The 20833-nt window shown below is 46.5% G+C and carries 18 protein-coding genes; 8 read left to right on the top strand and 10 right to left on the bottom strand.

The window, feature by feature from the left end:
• The first annotated feature begins 32 nt into the window (after positions 1-32).
• Entirely contained in the window at positions 33-1151 is a 1119-nt protein-coding gene (locus AC1YY3_RS03125) for an L-dopachrome tautomerase-related protein (protein ID WP_482194300.1), read from the top strand.
• Positions 1152-1284: 133 nt separating this feature from the next.
• Here the strand turns inward: AC1YY3_RS03125 and AC1YY3_RS03120 are convergent, their stop codons facing one another.
• Both AC1YY3_RS03120 and AC1YY3_RS03115 read right to left on the bottom strand, forming a co-directional pair.
• Positions 1285-2211, bottom strand: a complete 927-nt coding sequence (locus tag AC1YY3_RS03120) for a LysR family transcriptional regulator (protein WP_481822999.1) — start codon at positions 2209-2211, stop codon at positions 1285-1287.
• A 94-nt stretch (positions 2212-2305) separates the two neighbouring features.
• Positions 2306-2788 carry an SF0329 family protein gene (locus AC1YY3_RS03115; protein ID WP_481822998.1) on the bottom strand — a complete coding sequence of 161 codons (483 nt, stop codon included), beginning with the start codon at positions 2786-2788 and terminating at the stop codon, positions 2306-2308.
• 192 nt (positions 2789-2980) lie between these two features.
• Between AC1YY3_RS03115 and amoA the strand changes: the two genes are divergently transcribed.
• The 7 genes from amoA (at position 2981) to AC1YY3_RS03080 (ending at position 11140) form a co-directional block, all read left to right on the top strand.
• Positions 2981-3733, top strand: a complete 753-nt coding sequence (gene amoA, locus AC1YY3_RS03110) for a bacterial ammonia monooxygenase, subunit AmoA (protein ID WP_481822997.1) — start codon at positions 2981-2983, stop codon at positions 3731-3733.
• A 158-nt stretch (positions 3734-3891) separates the two neighbouring features.
• Positions 3892-5160, top strand: coding sequence for a bacterial ammonia monooxygenase, subunit AmoB (amoB, locus tag AC1YY3_RS03105; RefSeq protein WP_482194316.1), 1269 nt, complete (start codon positions 3892-3894; stop codon positions 5158-5160).
• 25 nt (positions 5161-5185) lie between these two features.
• Positions 5186-5959 (top strand): bacterial ammonia monooxygenase, subunit AmoC, encoded by a 774-nt coding sequence (amoC, locus tag AC1YY3_RS03100; RefSeq protein WP_481822996.1) that lies wholly within the window; start codon positions 5186-5188, stop codon positions 5957-5959.
• Between the two features lie 241 nt (positions 5960-6200).
• Complete coding sequence (locus AC1YY3_RS03095) at positions 6201-6431, top strand: hypothetical protein (RefSeq protein WP_481822995.1); 231 nt, start codon at positions 6201-6203, stop codon at positions 6429-6431.
• 8 nt (positions 6432-6439) lie between these two features.
• Positions 6440-6613 carry a hypothetical protein gene (locus tag AC1YY3_RS03090; protein WP_481822994.1) on the top strand — a complete coding sequence of 58 codons (174 nt, stop codon included), beginning with the start codon at positions 6440-6442 and terminating at the stop codon, positions 6611-6613.
• 353 nt (positions 6614-6966) lie between these two features.
• Positions 6967-9798 carry an Hsp70 family protein gene (locus tag AC1YY3_RS03085; protein WP_481822993.1) on the top strand — a complete coding sequence of 944 codons (2832 nt, stop codon included), beginning with the start codon at positions 6967-6969 and terminating at the stop codon, positions 9796-9798.
• Positions 9799-10213: 415 nt separating this feature from the next.
• Positions 10214-11140, top strand: coding sequence for an ExeA family protein (locus AC1YY3_RS03080; RefSeq protein WP_481822992.1), 927 nt, complete (start codon positions 10214-10216; stop codon positions 11138-11140).
• An 89-nt stretch (positions 11141-11229) separates the two neighbouring features.
• On the opposite strand, the gene AC1YY3_RS03075 is transcribed toward AC1YY3_RS03080, so the two are convergent.
• The 8 genes from AC1YY3_RS03075 to purL form a co-directional block, all read right to left on the bottom strand.
• The gene (locus AC1YY3_RS03075; RefSeq protein ID WP_481822991.1) at positions 11230-12867 is read right to left on the bottom strand and encodes an ABC transporter ATP-binding protein; all 1638 of its coding nucleotides are present in this window, start codon (positions 12865-12867) and stop codon (positions 11230-11232) included.
• A gap of 16 nt (positions 12868-12883) precedes the next feature.
• Positions 12884-13123, bottom strand: coding sequence for a TIGR02450 family Trp-rich protein (locus tag AC1YY3_RS03070; RefSeq protein ID WP_481822990.1), 240 nt, complete (start codon positions 13121-13123; stop codon positions 12884-12886).
• Positions 13107-14456, bottom strand: a complete 1350-nt coding sequence (locus tag AC1YY3_RS03065; protein WP_481822989.1) for an ABC transporter permease — start codon at positions 14454-14456, stop codon at positions 13107-13109. The genes AC1YY3_RS03070 and AC1YY3_RS03065 overlap by 17 nt, the downstream gene beginning before the upstream one ends.
• Before the next feature lie 41 nt (positions 14457-14497).
• Positions 14498-15217 carry a dienelactone hydrolase family protein gene (locus AC1YY3_RS03060; protein ID WP_481822988.1) on the bottom strand — a complete coding sequence of 240 codons (720 nt, stop codon included), beginning with the start codon at positions 15215-15217 and terminating at the stop codon, positions 14498-14500.
• Between the two features lie 67 nt (positions 15218-15284).
• The gene (locus AC1YY3_RS03055; protein ID WP_481822987.1) at positions 15285-15755 is read right to left on the bottom strand and encodes a cupin domain-containing protein; all 471 of its coding nucleotides are present in this window, start codon (positions 15753-15755) and stop codon (positions 15285-15287) included.
• 112 nt (positions 15756-15867) lie between these two features.
• Positions 15868-16350, bottom strand: a complete 483-nt coding sequence (locus tag AC1YY3_RS03050) for a low molecular weight protein-tyrosine-phosphatase (protein ID WP_481822986.1) — start codon at positions 16348-16350, stop codon at positions 15868-15870.
• 40 nt (positions 16351-16390) lie between these two features.
• Positions 16391-16813, bottom strand: coding sequence for a hypothetical protein (locus AC1YY3_RS03045; RefSeq protein WP_481822985.1), 423 nt, complete (start codon positions 16811-16813; stop codon positions 16391-16393).
• A gap of 46 nt (positions 16814-16859) precedes the next feature.
• Positions 16860-20753 carry a phosphoribosylformylglycinamidine synthase gene (gene purL / locus AC1YY3_RS03040; RefSeq protein WP_481822984.1) on the bottom strand — a complete coding sequence of 1298 codons (3894 nt, stop codon included), beginning with the start codon at positions 20751-20753 and terminating at the stop codon, positions 16860-16862.
• Between the last annotated feature and the right edge of the window lie 80 nt (positions 20754-20833).

Here is a 20833-nt window from a genome sequence, read left to right as displayed (position 1 = left end):
AACAGTGCTGATTCGATGGGGTAAAGTTTTCAATGAATCGTTTTAACGGGGAGTCATTTATGAAAGTCCTGGCAAAATTTACAGCCGTTTTTTTGCTGTTTTCAGTGAATATTACGGCGTATGCAGAAGTAAACTTCGACATCGTAGCCAATCTCGATAATGGACCTGGAAATGTTACCGTTACCGATAACGGGCGGATCATCATGAGTTTGCACCAGTTTTACCAACCGAAATACACCGTGGTTGAGTATAAGGATAAGGTGTTGGTGCCGTTTCCGAATAAGGAATTAGCGGATGTGGACTCCAAAGCGGCTTTGAAACTCGATTCTGTGCTGGGCATAAGGTCTGCCAATGGCATCGTCTGGATGCTGGATAACGGGATGCGTAGCGGGGTAATGCCAAAGCTGGTGGGATGGGATACCAAGGCGAATAAGCTGCATCAGGTCATATTGTTGCCTACACCTATTGCGCCCAAGGATGCGTTTGTCAATGATTTTGCGGTCGATACCCGCCACAACTATATTTTCATCAGCGATCCGGCAGGTGGCACAAATGCAGCTTTGATTGTCGTTAATCTCGCTACAGGAAAGGCGCGACGTATTCTGGAAGGACATGCCAGTGTTATACCTGAAAATGTCGATTTGGTGATTGATAAGGTTCCAGTTCAGGTTAAAGATAAATCTGGGAAACTGATTCGCCCACATATAGGGGTCAACCCGATTACCGAAGACTTGAATAATGAATGGGTTTACTTCGGCCCTATGCACGGACTCAGCCTTTACCGGATAAAAGCGGACGATCTGACAGACGAAAAACTGAATGCCAAGGCTTTGGCAAGCCGTGTTGAACGCTACAGTGATAAGCCGATTTCAGATGGCATAACTATCGACAAGGATAACAATATCTATCTGGGCGAATTGGCAGAAAACGCGATTGGCGTTATTTCAGCAGATAGAAAATATAAGCGATTAGTGCAAAGCACTGATTTGTCTTGGGTGGATTCATTTTGTTTTGGTGCTGCTGGACAGTTGTATGCTGTGGTCAACCGGCTGCACCAGTCAGCTACGCTGAATGGTGGGGTGTTGAAAGCAAAGCCGCCGTTTTATTTGATACAGGTAAAAGCCTTGGCGGCGGGGTTGACTGGGCGTTAACAAACCTTATAGATTCGGCCTTGCCAAGTCTTAACTCCCGTTCGCCTTGTACCCAAAGGGCATAAAAGCCAGTCGAAAGGCGTATGTGCTTCGACAAGCTCAGTACGAACGGTTTAAACATTAAAAGGTCGAATCAATAAATGCCATCAATATCTTGCCCTATCGCCACAATTTTATCTCGTAGCCACTGATGGGCGGGGTCTTTGTCATGTAAAGGATGCCAGATCATGACCAAATCGTAAGCCGGAAGTTGGATAGGTACGGGAAATATTTCCAGCGGCACGAATTTCGTAAACCGTTTAGCCAGTTTATATGGCAAGGACAAAACCATATCCGTTTGGGCGACGATCAACGGTGCGGACAGGAAGTTGGGGACGATCAGCTTGATCCGCCGCTCCAGCCCCATCTCCTGCAAGTGTTGGTCGATGATCCCCGCCGGAGTGCCTTTCCAGGAGATCAGCATGTGCGGGACGGCGATGTAGTCTTCCAGTGAGGGTGCGGTGCGAATGAGGGGATGATTTTGCCTGACGACACACACCATTTCGTCATCAAATAAGGTTTGGCAGCGCAAATGGGTGGGAGGATTCAAAACCGACCCGAAACCCAATACGACATCAAGGCTACCGTTTTCCAATTGCGTGACCGGAAATGCGGCTTCGGTGCGCTTGACATGAAGATCAATGCTGGGCGCGATCTGGTCGATAGCCCCCGTCAATGCGGGTATTAGCAAGAATTCCAGATAATCAGTGGCAGCTAAGACAAAACGCCGCTGGCTGGTGCTGGCTTCAAATTCCAAAGGCGGCTGAATGAGTTGCTCCATCTCTGTCAATAATGCCCTGACTGGCTCAATCAAAGCCAGCGCCCGTTCTGTCGGCTTCATGCCAGTCGGGGTTTTCACCAGCAACGGATCATCCAGTTGTTGCCGCAACCGATGCAGGATATGGCTCATCGCCGATTGCGTGACGAACATCTGTTCCGCAGCGCGGGTCACGTTCAATTCCCGCATCAGCACGTCAAATGCCACCAGCAGGTTCAAATCGAAGGTTCTTAGATTGGACATCAGAGAATTGCTTAATTTTAGTTAGAAGTAAGCGATTTTACGGAAAGCAAACTGGGTTCGACTTGGCTAAGAACCTACCAAACACCACATAATCCTAATCAATCTTTTCTGCATCTATCCGAATTTCAATTAGTTTTTTTGGCAATGGGTGCAAATCACCAGCCAGCATTTTGTTCAATTTTTGTTTCCCAACTTTGCCATTCAGTACAGCAAGAGCGACGATGAGAGGATTATTGCTACTAAGGGATTCATTTAGGTTCGAATGAATATAATTCCAACACGCCTCATGAAAATCAAATCTTGAGAATTCACCACGTTCAACAAGATTGCCTGGTGTTCGATCTTCGTCTTTGACTGCGGGGTGAGTGAGGCAATTCGTATTTGTTGCTTCATGATAATAACAACGATATATAAGACGCGAAAGCATCGTTGAGAGATCGACCAACTCTTTACCATTTACCGTAATCCATGCTCTTCCGCATGAACATTGATAGCGTGTACTAAATACATGGATTCGACCTCGAACACTTTCCGCGAAAGTGTCCTCAACAGTTTTTTTGAGTTTGCTCCACCGCATATTTTTTATCCTAACACTAAAGTAACTAGCTATGGCTTTATTGACTATGAATTGCGTCAATGGCTACATGAAACTTATACATTTAACAAAACCTCTATTTCGACCTATTGTATCGCTCAAGCGTGTCATAGACACTCACTATTCTGGATAAGAATACCCCACTTATTCAATGTTATCTTTGGGAGAAACAATATGTCAGCAAATCTTTCAACTCAAACGTTTAAACCTTATACCGGAGAAAAAGCCCGGATCAGCCGCGCTTATGATTATCTTATCCTGGTATTGGCGCTATTCCTGTTTATCGGTTCCTTCCATCTGCATTTTGCCCTTACGGTCGGCGATTGGGATTTCTGGGTGGACTGGAAGGACAGGCAATGGTGGCCGTTGGTTACGCCGTTGATGGGTATTACGTTTCCGGCGGCAGTGCAGGCCGTCTTATGGGGGAAATTTCGTCTGCCACTGGGTGCTACCTTGTGTGTCGCCGCCTTGTCGATAGGCACTTGGATAGCCCGAATCTTCGCTTATCACTATTGGAATTATTTTCCCATCAATATGGTGCTGCCTTCTACCATGCTGCCGAGTGCGCTAGTCCTGGATGCTATCCTGATGTTAAGCAACAGCTTGACGATTACCGCAATATTCGGGGGTTCCATGTTTGCACTGCTGTTCTACCCTGCTAACTGGCCGATCTTCGCCATGTTTCATGTGCCTGTCGAAGCTGGCAATGGTCAGTTGACTTTGGCGGACTTGTTCGGCTTCCAATACATTCGTACTGGGATGCCAGAATATCTAAGGATTATCGAGCGCGGGACATTACGGACTTACGGCCAAATTGCAACGCCATTATCGGCATTCTGCTCCGCCTTGTTATGCACGCTGATGTATACCTTGTGGTGGTATATCGGCAAGTGGTTTGCAACAACACGTTACCTTAGCAACATTTAAAGGAGGGCTGAATTATGAAAACATTAATAAAGGGATCTCATTACAAGTTGAATCCGTCCATGGTTCGACTAGCTCACCATTTATGCCCCAGAGGGTACGAACGGATTCAACTAGGCTCTCCTGAGAACGGTCAAAAGGATTATTACGGAAGGAATAATATTACTACCGTTCGTCCTGAGCCTGTCGAAGGACATCACCAGACTCCCCTAAAGTGCATAATACTTCTAGGCTTAATCTTCTCGGTGTACATGCTTACAATGCAACCCGTAATGGCACATGGGGAAAAAGCCTTGGAGCCATTCATCCGAATGCGTACGATCCAATGGTACGACGTGCAATGGTCAAAGCAAAAATTTAATGTCAACGAAGAAATCAACGTCAGCGGAAAATTTCATGTGGCTGAAGATTGGCCTGCCAGCGTACCCAAACCTGAAGCGGCGTTTTTGAATATATCCACACCTGGCCCAGTCCTGATTCGAACTGAACGCTATTTGAACGATAAACCCTACATGAATTCGGTGGCGTTGCAACCAGGCGGCGATTACAACTTCAAGGTCGTACTGAAAGGACGCCTGCCGGGTCATTACCACATCCACCCCTTCTTTAACCTGAAAGATACGGGTCAAGTGATGGGGCCTGGTGTATGGCTGGATATTGCCGGAGATGCAGCGGATTTTACCAATGACATCCAAACCATCAACGGCGAGATGGTCAATATGGAAACTTATGGCCTAGGCAACGGCATATTTTGGCACAGTTTCTGGGCTGTACTAGCAACGGCTTGGCTGCTCTGGTGGGTACGTCGGCCTTTATTTATTGCCCGTTATCGAATGCTGCAAGCAGGAATGGAAGATGAGCTGATTACCCCATTCGACAGAAAAATCGGTAAAGCTATGCTGATCGGTGTGCCTTTACTGGTGTTTGCAGCTTATTCAATGACAGCCAGCAAATATCCGAAAGCGATTCCTTTGCAGGCTTCGCTAGACCAAATTCTGCCGCTCCCTGCCCAGGTAAATGCCGGAGTAGTTAATGTCGAAACAGTAAAGGCCGAATACCGTGTACCGGAGCGAACCATGACTTTTACCCTAAAAATCAAGAATGGCAGTGACAAGCCGATACAAATAGGCGAGTTTGCTACCGGAAATGTACGTTTTTTCAACAAGGATGTGCCAAAACCGGAGCTAGGCAGTTCAGAAAGCATGACCTCTTCTGAAGGTTTAAGCGTGGACAATGCCGCCCCTATCCAACCTGGCGAACAGCGCACTATGACGATTGCCGCCAAAGATGCGTTATGGGAATCCGAACGACTGGACGGGCTGATTAACGATGCCGACAGCCGAATTGGTGGCTTGCTGTTTTTCTACGACGGTACAGGTGAGCGTTATATCTCAAGCCTGACTGCCGCAGTGATCCCCAAATTCAATTAGCTCACAATCTCAAGAGGATAATATCATGGCTACAACACGCGAACACACGGCAGTATTAGTAGAAGACAAGAAAATGCCGCCCTGGTATTTGAAAGATTTACCCCGGTATTTGGCAGGCTTCGCGGTTCTAACCGTCATCTATATGGGACTACGTATCTACCAAGGCGCATTTGCCGTTTCAACAGGCCTGGATTCCACCGAACCGGTATTTGAAATCTACTGGATGCGGCTGTTTTACATTGAATTAGTGCTTGATGTACTCATCGCAAGTGGATTTTGGGGATATTTATGGTTTTCCAGGGATAAGAATCTGGACACGCTTGAACCGAAGGAGGAAATCCGCCGATATTTTACCCTGACCATGTGGATCAGCATCTACACCTTTGCCGTCTATTGGGCGGGCAGTTATTTCGCCGAGCAGGACAATTCCTGGCATCAGGTCGCCATCCGCGATACGCCGTTCACCGCCAATCACATCATCGAGTTTTATTTCAATTTTCCGCTCTATATTATATTAGGCGGTTGCGCCTGGTTATATGCCAGGACAAGGCTACCGCTGTATGCCAAGGGTATTTCACTGCCATTAACACTGGCAGTATTCGGGCCATTCATGATCCTGGTCAGTGTCGGCTTCAATGAATGGGGGCATACGTTCTGGTTTAGGGAAGAATTTTTTGCCGCGCCGATCCATTGGGGATTTGTGATTGGGGTTTGGTTTGCGTTGGGGGTCGGCGGCATTCTATTGCAGGGTACAACTCGTATGATAGAATTGCTGGATGAGATTGAAGACGCACCGTAAGATTGGTGTTGCTTTTATCATTCCGAATCAAAGGAAACTGCCCGATGTTAGGCAAGTGGTCTATTTCGATGCTGGGACAAAAAAGGAATGCACTTTCATCACCAACCATTTCAAGCTGTCGGCGCAGACTGTCGCAGACATCTACAAGCAACGTTGGCAACGACGAGTTGTTCTTCAAATGGATCAAGCAAAACCTCAAGATCAAATCGTTAACTAGGAATCAGCCAAAATGCGGTGATTTATGCCCTTTGGGTATGACCCAAATTTGGGTTTTGCCGTGTGCGTCTATTTACTGCTAGCCTACCTCAAATTTTGCAATCAAGTCGAAGCTTCGTTGCAACAAATCATCCGCTTGTTGGCACTTAACCTGTTTGCCAAACGAGACTTGATTAAACTCATTAAAGCCGAACCGCCACCCGATCAACCGCAATTTGTGCAGCATGACCAAATTTTTAAGATCCCAAATAGCTAATGCAGGATATGGCAAACTCCGGTGGAATATGGGCGTACTTTAGTTGGCGCAGGGGTGTGTGGGACGGTAGGCAGGTGCAATCCATGCGCCGTACGCGGTTTCATGGCTATGTGGCACAAGGGATTTATCCAGAGAACTGGGGCAATGAAATCGAATTGCCGGACATTACGGCAGGGGAATAACGCGAACGATGCCGTTCGTACCTCACCGCATCCACCGGAAATCAACCAATGGCGACGGCTTTGATGCCTTTGTGGACGTTAGAAGTATCATGCCAATGAAATTGGCTTAATCCAGAGCGATTATTAATCTTTTTTATGACGTTTGTAATAAGGCGGTCTTAAAAGTTACACTAGCGAACCTTTGAAAGATTTGAAAACCTTATCATCCTCAAAACAACCCGCTTTCTCTACAAATCAAAATCTTAAACCACGGGGTTTCGTGATGACTATGGCTAGCCAGTTTAGCTTAAGACTTCTCATAAATCGCATCACATTATTGATTTGCAAACAAACATCTAAATATCATTACACCAGTGCAAATAAAATCCCCCCAATTCCACGTTGGCATAGACCTAGGCACAACGCATACCGTTGTTGCATACGCCAAAAACGACCAAAAGCATGATATTCAGCTATTCCAGATTAAGCAATTGATTGCACCTGGGCAAGTTGCCGCCAAGCCTTTATTGCCGTCCGTTAGGTATCATCCGGCTGAAAATGAACTGTCGAAAGACGACCTGCCGTTTTCCCAGCACGGCACAAACGCCGTTATTGGTGAAGCCGCTCGGTTATTGGGTGCAAAGTCTAAAGGCCGATTGGTGACCAGTGCCAAAAGCTGGTTGTCGCATACTACCGTTGACCAAAATGCGGACATCTTACCTTGGGGCAGTGAGGAAGGTGTTGAGAAGGTCTCCCCAGTCGATGCCAGTGCCAGCTATCTCAGGCACATCCGCACGGTTTGGGGGCATCAAAACCCTGGTGCGCCGTTGGAAAATCAGGATATTGTGATTACCGTACCCGCTTCTTTTGATGAAGCCGCTCGGTCACTTACCTTGGAGGCGGCAAAACGGGCTGGACTCAGTAATGTCAGACTGCTCGAAGAACCTCAAGCAGTGTGTTACGACTGGTTGCGACTTAATGCTGGGGATATTCATAACGCACTAAAAAACGTACGTTTGTTGTTGATTTGTGATGTGGGCGGTGGCACGACTGACCTGACACTAATAAAGGTTGAACATAGTCAGGCAGAACCCAAGTTGACCCGTATCGCCGTCGGCGACCACATCCTATTAGGTGGCGATAACATTGATTTGGCGCTAGCCCATCTCGTCGAAAGCCGTTTGCAATCTGGGCAATCGGGGCAATCGCGCTTTTCGGCTGCCGATTTTTCGCTGCTTATCGAACAATGCCGTGCTGCTAAAGAGCGCTTGCTGGCGGATGATGCACCAGAACAATTGCCGATTACCTTATTGGGCGGTGGATCCAAGTTAATTGGCGGATCACGTTCTACTTTCTTAACGCATGAAGATGTCAGGCGAATCGCCCTAGACGGCTTCTTTCCGCTCACCCACTTAAACGACTTACCCGACAGAAAACGCAGCGGCGTGGTAGAATTCGGTTTGCCGTACACGGCAGAACCTGCCGTCAGCAAGCATATCGCAGCATTTTTAAACCTGCACAAAACCGCTGCACAACAAGCATTGCAAGACGCAGGGCATGTACCTGATGCAATCTTGCTGAATGGCGGATTGTTTCGCAGTGTACAGATTACTCAAAGAATCCTCGACTTGTGCAATAGTTGGAGTCCGAAGCCATTAACGTTGCTTGAGAACAACCATCCTGAGTTTTCAGTCGCTTATGGTGCAGTCAGCTATGCCATCGCCAGACATGACAAGCAATTAAAAATTGGTGGCGGCGCGGCGCGGAGTTATTTTTTGTTAGTCGAAACCGCTTCCGATGCAAAGCCAACAACAGCACAATACGGCATTTGTGTGTTACCCAAAGGCAGCGAAGAAGGCAAGGAAATTGTCCTCCATGATCGCCGCTTTGCTTTGCGTACGGGTATGCCAGTGCGTTTTGATCTGGCTTCTTATTCCGGCGATCAGCTCTTGAAAGTGGGCGATCTTACCGAAATTACCGATGATTTTCATGCCTTGCCGCCGTTAGTTGTGGCATTTGGTGATGAATCTAGCGATAAAGACAACGAAACCGTTGTGCAACTTGGCGTTACTCAAACCGACCTAGGTACGCTTAAAATTCAATGTATTGCGGCGAATGATGGGGTAAATCAATCGGCGACAAGCAAGCAAAAATCTGGCAACAACCAGCAACAACGCTGGGACGTGGAGTTCCAGATCAGGAAGCAGGGCAACATCAGAGTCCAGGCAAATACTGAATTACATCCGCAATTTAATGCCGTTTGCGAGCTGATACAGGCGGTTTTCGGGCCAAAATCGAAAGAAATCAATCCAAACGCAGTCAAAAACCTGCGTGCTGATCTCGAAAAACGCTTAGGTACACGTACTGAATGGGATTCTTCCTTGCTCAGGGCGTTGTTTGCGGTACTGTTGGAAGGGCAAAAATACCGCCGTCGTTCGGAACATCATGAACGAGTTTGGCTCAGTTTGACTGGTTTTTGTCTGCGCCCAGGTTTTGGTTGCCCACTGGATGACTGGCGCGTAGAGCAATTGTGGAATCTCTATCCGCAAGGCATACAATTCACTAATGAAATCCAGAACTGGAGCGAATGGTGGACGTTGTGGCGACGCATTGCGGGTGGCTTGGATGCCGCCGCTCAAGAGTTGATTTATAAGGATATTGCCAACTACATCAATCCCGCTGCTAGTAGGCAACCCACTGTTGCCAAGCAAGCCAAACAACGCAGTTATGATGATATGGTGCGGCTTGCCGCTGTATTGGAAAGGTTGCCAATCACCAGCAAAACACAAACGGGTGAATGGTTAATCAAACGCTTGCAAAAATCCAGCGAGTCTAAGCAAACCTGGTGGGCGTTAGGTCGTGTGGGGGCACGTCACCCTTTTTATGGCAGCAGTCATAATGTCATTTCCGCCGATATTGCTGAAAAATGGCTAACTGCTCTTTTGAGCGAAGACTGGAAAAAGAACCCGCAAGCTGCATTTGCTGCCACATTAATCAGTCGGAAAAGTGGCGATAGAGTACGCGATATTGATGAATCACTTCGTATCCAACTAATTGATAAGTTTAAATTAAGCAAAACACCGTATGCTTGGCTGGAGATGGTTGAACATTATAAGGAATTGGACGAAAAAGAAGAGGATCAGGTTTTTGGTGAAGCTTTACCGCCCGGATTAAAACTTTTACGCCCACAATTTGAGCTTCAATAACGTTAACAGTAACTGGATCTGTACAAACACACCTTATCTCCAAAGACTTTTTATTGATTACGTGTGGGTATTATTTGGCTAATAAGGTGTTGAAAAACTAGGTAATACTACCTATTGCTTAACATTTAGGCTTCCCGTAACCTATTACCTGATGAGTGACACCTGAAATACTTAACAAATACAAATTCTGAACACATTCTTTGTTGGTACTGATTAAATTTTGATTGATCCACCTATTTTGTAACGTATCATATTGAATAAAATATCTAATTTTGTGATCTCGTCAGTACCGTGGATATTCCTTTTACGATAATTTTATATGGAAATACAATGCACGATAGCCAATTGAAAGCTTATACTTCGACATTGCCGTTATTCAACCTATCTTTACTAACTGGCTTGCCAAACTAAACCTATGTATACACATTTTTTTGGCCTTACAAAAAAGCCGTTTTCGCTGAGTCCTGACCCTAGCTTTCTGTATTTAAGCCCTATCCACAAGAAAGCACTGACCACCTTAAAATATGGTTTGGTGAGTCAAGCCAGTATCACTGTCATCACCGGTGATATTGGTTCTGGCAAGACCACCCTGATTATGACGGTATTGGGAAAGGTCGAAAATCAATGTACTGTCGGTCTGATTACCAATACCCACAGTGCTTTTGGCGATCTTTTGACCTGGGTATTAGCCGCGTTCAATATTCCTCATGAAACTAAGAATAAGGCGGAACGTTACCAGATATTCACTAAATTTCTGGCTGAAGAACACAAAAAGCAACGTCGTGTGATTTTGATTGTTGATGAAGCGCAAAACATGGATATAGAAACGTTGGAGGAGTTAAGACTGCTATCCAACGTCAATATTGCCGATCACATCAAATTACAGATGATATTGGTAGGGCAACCCGAGTTAGTCGATAAACTCAACAAACCGGAACTTATCCAGTTTGCCCAACGTATCTCTATCGAATACCACCTTAAACCGCTGAATTTTGAAGAAACCCAAAACTACATCGTTCATCGCTTACAGGTTGCTGGTGGCGATCCTACTGTCTTTAATGAAGCGGCTATGGCGGCGGTTTTTTATTACACCGAAGGCGTGCCACGTCTGATCAACAATATATGTGATCTGGCGATGGTTTTTGCCTTTGCGTCGGAAACCAAAACAATAAGCTGGAAAGACATTGTTGAAGTGGTAAATGAAAGAAAAACTGGTGGCATAAAACGCTTTAAAGGGACGGTTACGACTGAACCTAGTTTGATGGACAGAGCAACAGAAGCAGAGCGGCTACGACGGGCTATCTTGGACAAGACCAAGGTCGATATTTCAAAATCGCTTTAAGTTTGACCTATTTTTACAGCACGAAGGCTGCAAAGCCTTGTTTTTCATTCGCATTCTTCGTGTTAAATGGAAATTCTGAGCGGCGAATATTACAGGACAACGCCAGTTTTTAGCTGGCTGTCATTGCTGTACTTTAGCACGGGTACAGCACTAATCAGTTTTTTCGTATACGCATGTTGTGGCTTGAAAAGTACTTGCTCAACACTGCCCTGCTCTATTATTTTCCCCTGATACATCACCGCCACTTCGTCAGCAATCTCAGCAACAACGGCGAGATCATGGGTAATAAACAAATAGCTGATCCCTTGTTCTTTCTGCAAGTCCTTTAAAAGCTGGATTATCTGCGCTTGTACCGATACATCCAAGGCACTCGTCGGCTCGTCGCACACGATCAGTTTAGGTTGCACTGCCAAGGCACGGGCGATACATATCCGCTGCCGTTGCCCACCGGAAAATTCATGGGGATAACGCAATGCAGCAGCTTCCGGCAAACCGACTTGTTGCAGCAATTTCCGTACACGCTCCTTGCGCTCGACGGCATTAACGTCTGGATGCAGTGCAACAATGCCTTCTGCAACAATATCGCCTACCAGCATCCTGGGATTCATCGACGAGAACGGGTCTTGGAAGACGATCTGCATATTGGTGCGTTGTTTTCGTAATTGCTCACCTTCCAGGCCATCCAAAGCAACGCCGTCAATTTTTACTGATCCAGAAGTGCTTGGAATCAAATTAAGCAAGCTTTTACCCAAAGTCGTTTTTCCGCAACCCGATTCACCCACTAACGCTAAGGTTTTGCCTTTCTGAATGGAAAAACTGACACCGTCCACAGCCCGTACATAACCGACGATGCGCTTGAATAAGCCTTTACGTATCGGATAATAGCAATGAAAATTATCCACTTGCAACAAAGGTGGTTTATCTTCGGCGCAATGGTCGAGGCAGCTTTGCATGGATGGCAGGGCATTGAGTAACTTCTGGGTATAAGGATGCTTGGCACTACTAAACAGTTCTGCCGATTGCGCGGTTTCCACAATTTTGCCGTGCTGCATTACGGCGACCCGATCCGCCATCGTGGAAACCAATGCGAGATCATGGCTAATCAGCCACAACGCCATGCCGGTACTTTGCTGGATGCTTTTCAATAAGACCAATATTTGCGCCTGGATCGTCACGTCCAACGAGGTCGTCGGCTCATCGGCAATCAGCAAATCCGGCTTGCCTGCCAAGGCAATCGCTATCATTACCCGTTGCCGCTGACCGCCAGACAATTGATGAGGATAGCTCTTAATCCTTTCTTGCGGTTCCGGCAGTTCAACTTGCTGCAATAATTCCAGTACGCGTTGTTGGGTATCACTTTTGGATAACGGATAGTGTTGCTGGATGGCTTCTGCAACTTGTTCCCCTATCGTCATAACTGGGTTCAGCGACGACATTGGATCCTGGAAAATCAAGCTAATACGCCGTCCACGGATTTTGCACAGATCCAATTCGGAGTTTTTTAATAGATTATCGCCATGTAAGCTAATAGAAGAAGCAGTCAGCGAAGCATTATTAGGTAATAACCGTAGCACAGATAATGCAGTGATCGATTTCCCCGAACCCGACTCGCCCACTAAAGCGAAAGTTTCGCCTGGGTAAATAACAAAGCTGATGTTATCGACTACCACATGGTTTCGATTGAAATTGACGCTTAGATTTTCGACGGACAACAATGGCTCAGTCATATGTTATGTTTAGTATTCAGCGCCAACCCGTTAGCCAACGTGTGTTGTCTTTCAATTCTTGCCAAGTCATTTCATACTCGCCATGCGTAAGCACTGCTTCGACAATGCAAGTGCTAACAACGCCTTGCTCATCTTCGTTAACACAAGTGACTAAAAAATGTTTTTCCTTATTTTGTGGCACTACCGCTGTCCATTTGCTCAATAATAATTTGGCTGGATTAATTTGATTGTCCGTTAATTTATCCAACGCTTTCATTACCCGCGCTCCTCGGATCAAACGCATCCTGCACGACATCGGCAAACAGATTGGCTGCCAGCACCAGGGCAAACATGAATACAAAAGCGGCTGATAACGACCACCACACGATGGGTTCACGCGCCATTTCCAGGCGTGCGCCGTTAATCATATTGCCCCAGCTATAGGTCGTCGGGTCAACGCCGATGTTGATATAAGACAATACCGCCTCTGCCAATACCAGGGAACTGAAATCCAATACGACGGAAATCAGCACGATGTGCATCACATTCGGCAAAATATGGCGCAGCAAAATAGCATGTTGTTTGACACCTAACGCCTGCGCCGCTTGCACATATTCCATTTCCCTGAGCTTTAGGGTTTCTGCCCTAAGCAACCGACATAAGCCTGTCCAACTGGTCACGCCTAGTATCATACATAGGAACAGCAACCGTATATCGGCACGGACGATCACGCTGGTAAACTCGGACTCATGGTTTGCCATGTACACTTGCACCATCAACACCGATGCCGCGATCAGCAATACGCTGGGGATGGAATTGAGTGTGGTGTACAGGTATTGGATGACATCATCAACCCAGCCACGAAAAAATCCTGCGAGGATACCAAATAGTATTGCCATTGGCAGCATGATGAGTGTGGTCAACGTACCGATGACCAGACCAGTACGAATGCTTTTGATGGCTTGGTAAAACACGTCTTCGCCGACTTTGTCTGTGCCTAAAACATGATAATAAAGTGACAGGTAACCAAGCACCGTGCTTATGACTATTATAATAAATAAGGTTGACATCACTGGACGCATGGCAAAAAACTTGGGTGCTGAACCTTGTTTTAGGTAACTGACTCCAGCAGATAAAAGCATCCATGCTGTGAATAAAGCTAAACCCATTAAAAACCCAAACCCAGCTTTTAACAAAACATCAGGTAACTGCTCTTTTTCTGGATTTACCAGATGTTTCCCACCATAAACCAGTCGCGGATAATCCCATTGTATCGTACCAACATTTGCAATCATCTCCTTGCTGTATAAGGTCGTCGCAAACGGCGCTGAGTAGGTTTTCTCAGTATGTTCCCGTAGCGGCGTGGCGAAATAATCCAACAAACTAATGATTTCGTTATTTTTTTCTTGATTAGCGTTGAAATGAATGGAATCGAGCAGACCAACCAACAGAAAAAACAGTAATACGACTAAAGACACCATCCCAACTTTACTACGCGCAATTTTATTGAGCGGACGCTGGATATGTTCCTTATCGTGCAGGTAAAACGCAATACTTACCGAAGACAGCAAAAGCAGCAATATCAGTGCATCGGTCCACAATAAGGTCATGACAGGAGGTTCACATTGCGTTGCAAAAGTAGCCTAACAGCTTACGCGAATATTTCAGTGAAGAAATTCTGCATAGATAACCATGCTCGTCTGTCCGCATCAGCTTGATAAACCGTACCGAAATCGGGATTGTTGGCGACAGGATTAGTGAAGGCATGGACGGTATGTCCATAGGAAACAAATTGCCAATCGACATCAGCTTGTGTCATTTCCTCCTGAAAGGCAAGCACTTGCTCAGGCAATCCCATTGGGTCGTCACGACCATGTAATGCCAGGATTTTAGCTTTGATTTTATTACCTTGGATATTTTCTGGTGGGAAAAGTAAGCCATGAAAACTCACCACACCCTTAATGTCAGCGCCAGAGCGAGCCAAATCAAGAACGCATAAACCACCAAAACAAAAGCCCATAGCGGCGATTTTACTGTCATCCACCCAAGGCAGCAACTTGACGGTATTAAGGGCGGCTTTCATGCGTTGTTGCAACTTAGCCCGATCTTCCATAAAAGGCTGCATCAACCTTGCATTTTCCTCGACATTAGCACCTAAAATACCTTTGCCGTACATATCCAGTGCAAAACCAACATAACCCAATGCCGCCAATTTTCTTGCCTTATCCGCAACAAAGGTGTCTCTGCCACACCAAGTATGGCTAATCAAAACAGCGGGTCTTCGTTCTGTAAAAGCATCATCAAAAGCGAAGAACGCCTCCAAAACTACGTCTCCATCCATGTATACCACAGTATTTTCGGTGATTGCCATAATTATGCTTTTAATATTAGGTGCTTAACTATTAAATCTGCATTAATAAAATAAGCGTTAGCTGGAATTATTGTGCGTCTTTGCTCGGTATTGCATCAACCGGCGATTCAAAAGCGATGAACAGCACACAATCTTCAGCACTGGCGCAAAAAACCTTATGTGGTCGTTTTGCTGGGCCGTACGCATAAGTCCCCGGCTTTATCACTGATGTCTGCTGCCCTTCGTAAGTTACATGAAGCTCTCCCGCAATCACCACGATGCGCTCCGCCGACGTGTGACTATGGGTGGGAATAGTGGAGTGGGCGGGCATTTTGAAGAATACGTCAGCGTTCTCTTTTGCAAGGTCGCCATGCAGCAAGGCAATCACACAACCTTTCGGCATAAATGCTGGACAGGGATTCCACTTAAGTTGCGTATCTTGTACCGTACGATCCAGTGCTGGCTCTTGCGTGGACGTTTGCGCGAGCGAACTGGAGACAACTGGCAAAAACATTAATGCAGCCAACAAGGCACGGCTTATAAAATTTTGTTTAAACATAGTTCTTTTCTCCTCATTTTTTAGTGTTGCGTGGAGCGTTGTCCGAGCAACTAATTTATAAAGACGAAATGCTAGAATAGCATGTGCAGCACATCCCACCAACACGCAGAAATCATTTAAGACCGGCTTTTTTGAGGGTTTCTAAAAACCCCAAAGAGGCATCTTCCACCATGTCCAACACCCGCTCAAAGCCGAACTTTTCACCGTAGTAAGGATCAGGGACTTCACGGACTCCTAATTGCGGCGCATAATCCAGAAAATATTTGACCTTGTCTTTATATTCATCGGGACATTCATGAATGAGTATCGAATAATTATCGTCATCCATCGCCAACACATAGTCAAAATACTCGTAATCGCTGCTGTGGACTTTTCTGGCACGTAATTGCTGTAATTCTACGCCCCGTTTAAGCGCTGCTTGTTGGGCGCGGGCATCAGGTGGATTACCGACATGATAAGCGTGAGTTCCGGCTGAATCGACGGTAAACCTTGATGTTAACTTTTTCTCGGCAATCAGTTTGATAAATACGCCTTCGGCTGTAGGGGATCGGCAGATGTTGCCCATGCAGACAAAAAGCACTTTGATTTTTTCCATGTTATGTCGATTTTGTTAATAGCCTAAATTAGGATCTGTCTTAGAACAGCAAAAATGAAGCCAAATAGTTGACGAGCAAAAACACACTTACCCATATCAAACGATTCATGACAGACATGGATTGCCAATCCCCAATGACGGTATTTTTTAGTTCAACCCAATCCTTTTTTAGCGTGTCGCAAAGCCCACCACACAATTGCACTGACGCTTTCCAGGTCAAATAAATTAATACGCCGCCTATGGTCAGCAGAATATAAAAAACGATCAATTCCGTCTGCCGTGGATTGGTATGAAAAATAATCTCAATCAATCGATCCAGTGCAATCTCAACGACTTCAATAATTAGATGGAAGAACTCGAATACCGAACCAAATATCACATCATAGAAACCTACCAAAACACTGACCACAACGCCGAACACGCTAAGGTGGAAGAACAGTTTTTGATATATTTTCCTATCCATACGCAATCCGATTATCAATGGTACATTAGGGGTAATAAGTACTTTGTTAACTTACCCAAGCCCTGGCATTCCTGAACAAGCGCATCCAGCCGCCATATTCTTTCCAGTCCTGGGGATGCCATGAATTTTGTACTGCCCTGAAACACCGTTCAGGATGCGGCATCATGATGGTAAAACGTCCATCGCTAGTCGTCAATCCGGTGATGCCTAAGGGCGATCCATTGGGATTTGCAGGAAATGCTTCGGTTATGTTGCCGTAATTATCGACATAACTCAATGCAACTTTATTGGCGTTGACAGCCGTTGAAGGTTCACCTTCAAAGATGGCGTGGCCTTCACCATGTGCCACCACTACGGGCAAACGGGAACCTGCCATGCCAGCAAACAAGATAGACGGTGATGGTTGCACCTCCACCATGACCACCCTGGCCTCGAATTGTTCTGAGGTGTTACGCACAAAACGCGGCCAATGTCCTGACCCTGGGATGATCTCAGTCAAACCCGACATCATTTGGCAACCATTGCACACGCCCAAACCGAAACTGTCTTGTCGTGCAAAAAATGCCGTAAATTCGTCCTTGGCGCGGGGATTGAATAAAATTGACTTAGCCCAACCGCCACCTGCACCCAGCACGTCACCATAAGAAAAACCGCCACAAGCGGCTAGTCCGGCAAACCCAGCCAAACTCACCCGCCCGTAAATGATGTCGCTTATATGGACATCGACACTGGTAAATCCGGCACGTTCAAATGCCGCCGCCATTTCGACATGGCCGTTTACGCCTTGTTCACGCAAAATGGCGATCTTTGGCTTTGCCGTATTGATGTACGGTGCGGTAATGTCGTCGTTGACATCGAAGGTCAAGTTCGCGTGTAAGCCTTTATCGCCATTATCTTTAATACGTTCATATTGTTGGAGAGCGCAATCGGGATTGTCGCGCAATGCTTGCATCTTATAACTAACTTCAGACCAGATAGATTGCAAATCAGCGCGGGAAGACGAGTAGATTAGCTTATCCGCCTGATAAATCGACAACTGCTGGCCTTTGTTGGCTAATCCGCCAATGATATGAACTCCGCCAGAAAACCCGGCTTGTTTAAATAAACCGATGACTTCATCTGCATCCTGGCTTTTAACTTGGATAACGGCACCCAATTCTTCATTGAATAAGGCTGCCAACATATCGTCGCCAAGATTATCGATACGTAAATCAACACCCAAGCGACTGGCAAAATGCATTTCTGCAACGGTTGCTAACAAACCGCCATCCGAGCGGTCATGATAAGCCAAAATTTTGTTCTGCTTATTTAAGGTTTGGATGACATGGAAGAAGCCTTTCAGTAAAGCGGCATCATCAAGGTCAGGGCTTACGTCACCCATTTGTTGATAAACTTGGGCTAATACTGAACCGCCCAAACGATTCTTTCCTAAACCCAGATCGACCAGGATTAACACGCTATCGGCAACATCTTGTAATTGCGGCGTGAGCGTTAAGCTAACATCAACCACGGGGGCAAAAGCAGTAATAATCAATGACAACGGCGCAGTCATTGTTTTTTCGCCTTGCTCGTCCTGCCAGACGGTCTTCATCGATAAGGAATCCTTGCCGACCGGAATCGCAATACCCAGTTCAGGACATAATTCCAATCCAATCGCCTTCACGGTATCGTACAAAGCCGCGTCTTCGCCTTGATAACCTGCCGCTGCCATCCAGTTTGCGGACAGTTTGATGTCCCCCAATGCCTTTATACTGGCGGCGGCAATATTGGTGATCGCCTCAGCTACCGCCATCCGGCCTGATGCGGGTGCGTCGATAACGGCAACGGGCGTGCGCTCACCCATTGCCATTGCTTCACCCGTAAGCGCCTGAAAACCGGACGCGGTGACAGCAACATCGGCAACGGGAACTTGCCAAGAACCGACCATTTGGTCCCTTGCGACTAATCCCGTAACGGAACGGTCACCGATGTGGATCAAAAAACTTTTATCAGCGACGGCAGGGAATGATAAGACCCGTTTGATGGCTTCTTTTAATTCGATACCAGCAAAATCCAATTTGGTTTTGGGTGGTATGCTACGTTCAACTTTGCGGTGCATTTTAGGTGGTTTGCCGAATAGCACCGACATGGGTAGATCGACGGGCTGGTTTCCTAATAGTTCATCGTTTAGTTGTAAATGTTCTTCCTCAGTCGCCTTGCCAATAACGGCATACAGGCAATGTTCACGCTCACAAAATGCAGTAAACAATTCCAGTGCTTCTGGTTTAATAGCGAGCACAAACCGCTCCTGCGCTTCATTGCACCAGATTTGCATGGGCGACATGCCGAGATCGGCATTTTGGACATTGCGTAATTCAAACTGACCGCCACGTCCGCAATCATGGATGATTTCCGGTACGGCATTAGATAAGCCACCTGCGCCAAGATCATGGATGGAAATAATCGGCGACTCATCGCCCAAGGCATTGCAATGGTTGATGACTTCCTGGCAACGCCGCTGCATTTCGGGGTTTTCACGCTGGACGGAAGCAAAGTCCAGGTCTTCTGCACCCGAACCCGATGCTTGGGATGATGCCGCGCCGCCGCCCAAACCGATTAACATGGCAGGACCGCCCAGGATAATAATTAAAGAACCCGCCGGAATCGGCTGCTTGTTCACCAACATAGGACGAATTGCGCCCATGCCACCAGCGATCATGATCGGTTTGTGGTAACCCTTATATTCATTGCCCTTGCCAGGCACGGCTTGCTCAAAACTGCGGAAATATCCCGCCAGGTTAGGACGGCCAAATTCATTGTTGAATGCCGCACCACCTAACGGGCCTTCCAACATAATCTGCAAGGCCGAGGCAATGCGCTCAGGCTTGCCGTTATCCTGTTCCCAGGGTTGCTGGAAACTCGGGATTTTCAAATGCGATACCGAGAATCCGGTCAGCCCCGCTTTAGTTGCAGAACCCCGACCTGTCGCGCCCTCATCCCGAATTTCCCCACCCGAACCCGTTGCCGCACCGGGAAAAGGCGAGATGGCTGTAGGGTGATTGTGCGTCTCAACTTTCATCAACAAATGCGCTGCTTCTTCGATATAACCGTATTCCCCCGTCATGGGATTGCGGATAAAAACCTGTGTATGTGCGCCTTCAACAACGGAGGAGTTGTCGCTATAAGCCGTTAAAATTCCTTTAGGGCTTTTTGCCGACGTATTGCGGATCATGGCGAACAAGGACTGTGCTTGCTCAATGCCGTCTATCGTCCAATCGGCATTAAATATTTTATGGCGACAATGTTCGGAATTGGCCTGGGCAAACATCATCAATTCCACGTCGGTCGGATTCCTCCCCAGCGTGGTAAAACTGGCAGTCAGGTAGTCAATCTCATCCTCAGATAACGCCATGCCCAATTGCGTGTTGGCTAATACCAACGCACCACGGCCTTGACCTAAAATATCGACTGACTGCAATGGTTTTGGCTTATGCGCCGCAAAGAAATCGGTTGGAATATCGCCAAAACAGACGGATTGGGTCATGCGGTCGTGTAGCAATGCCGATAAGCGTTTTTTACTATCATTAGACAAAACGGCATTTATTATGATCGTATATTCAATTCCCCGTTCGATACGCCTGACGGAATTTAAGCCGCAACGTTGGGCAATTTCAGTAGCTTTAGTAGACCAGGGCGAAATCGTCCCAGCCCGAGGCACGACCAGCCATTTTTCTTCAAGTTTTGATTTATTAACAGGTTCTTGTTTGACGACATCTGTTCCATAAGAAAGCAATTGGCTTAATATCGCCAATTCCTGGTCTTTCAAACCTCCGCCAACATCAACAAAATGAATAAATCGTGCGTTTAGCAAGGTGACACCACCCTCTATATCTCGTAACTGAAAATTCAGTGGACGGATACGAAAATCTGATAAGGCAGATGAACCAAGGAGTTTAAGCATGTGGGCGATAACAAATAGATAGGTGGATTAGCATCCTTTAGGATGCTTAGGTATTCAAGATGATGCGTTGGACGACATGC

The organism is Methyloglobulus sp., from assembly GCF_964779595.1.
Note: the sequence above shows the minus strand (reverse complement) of the source record. Positions and strands in the feature narration are given on the sequence as shown.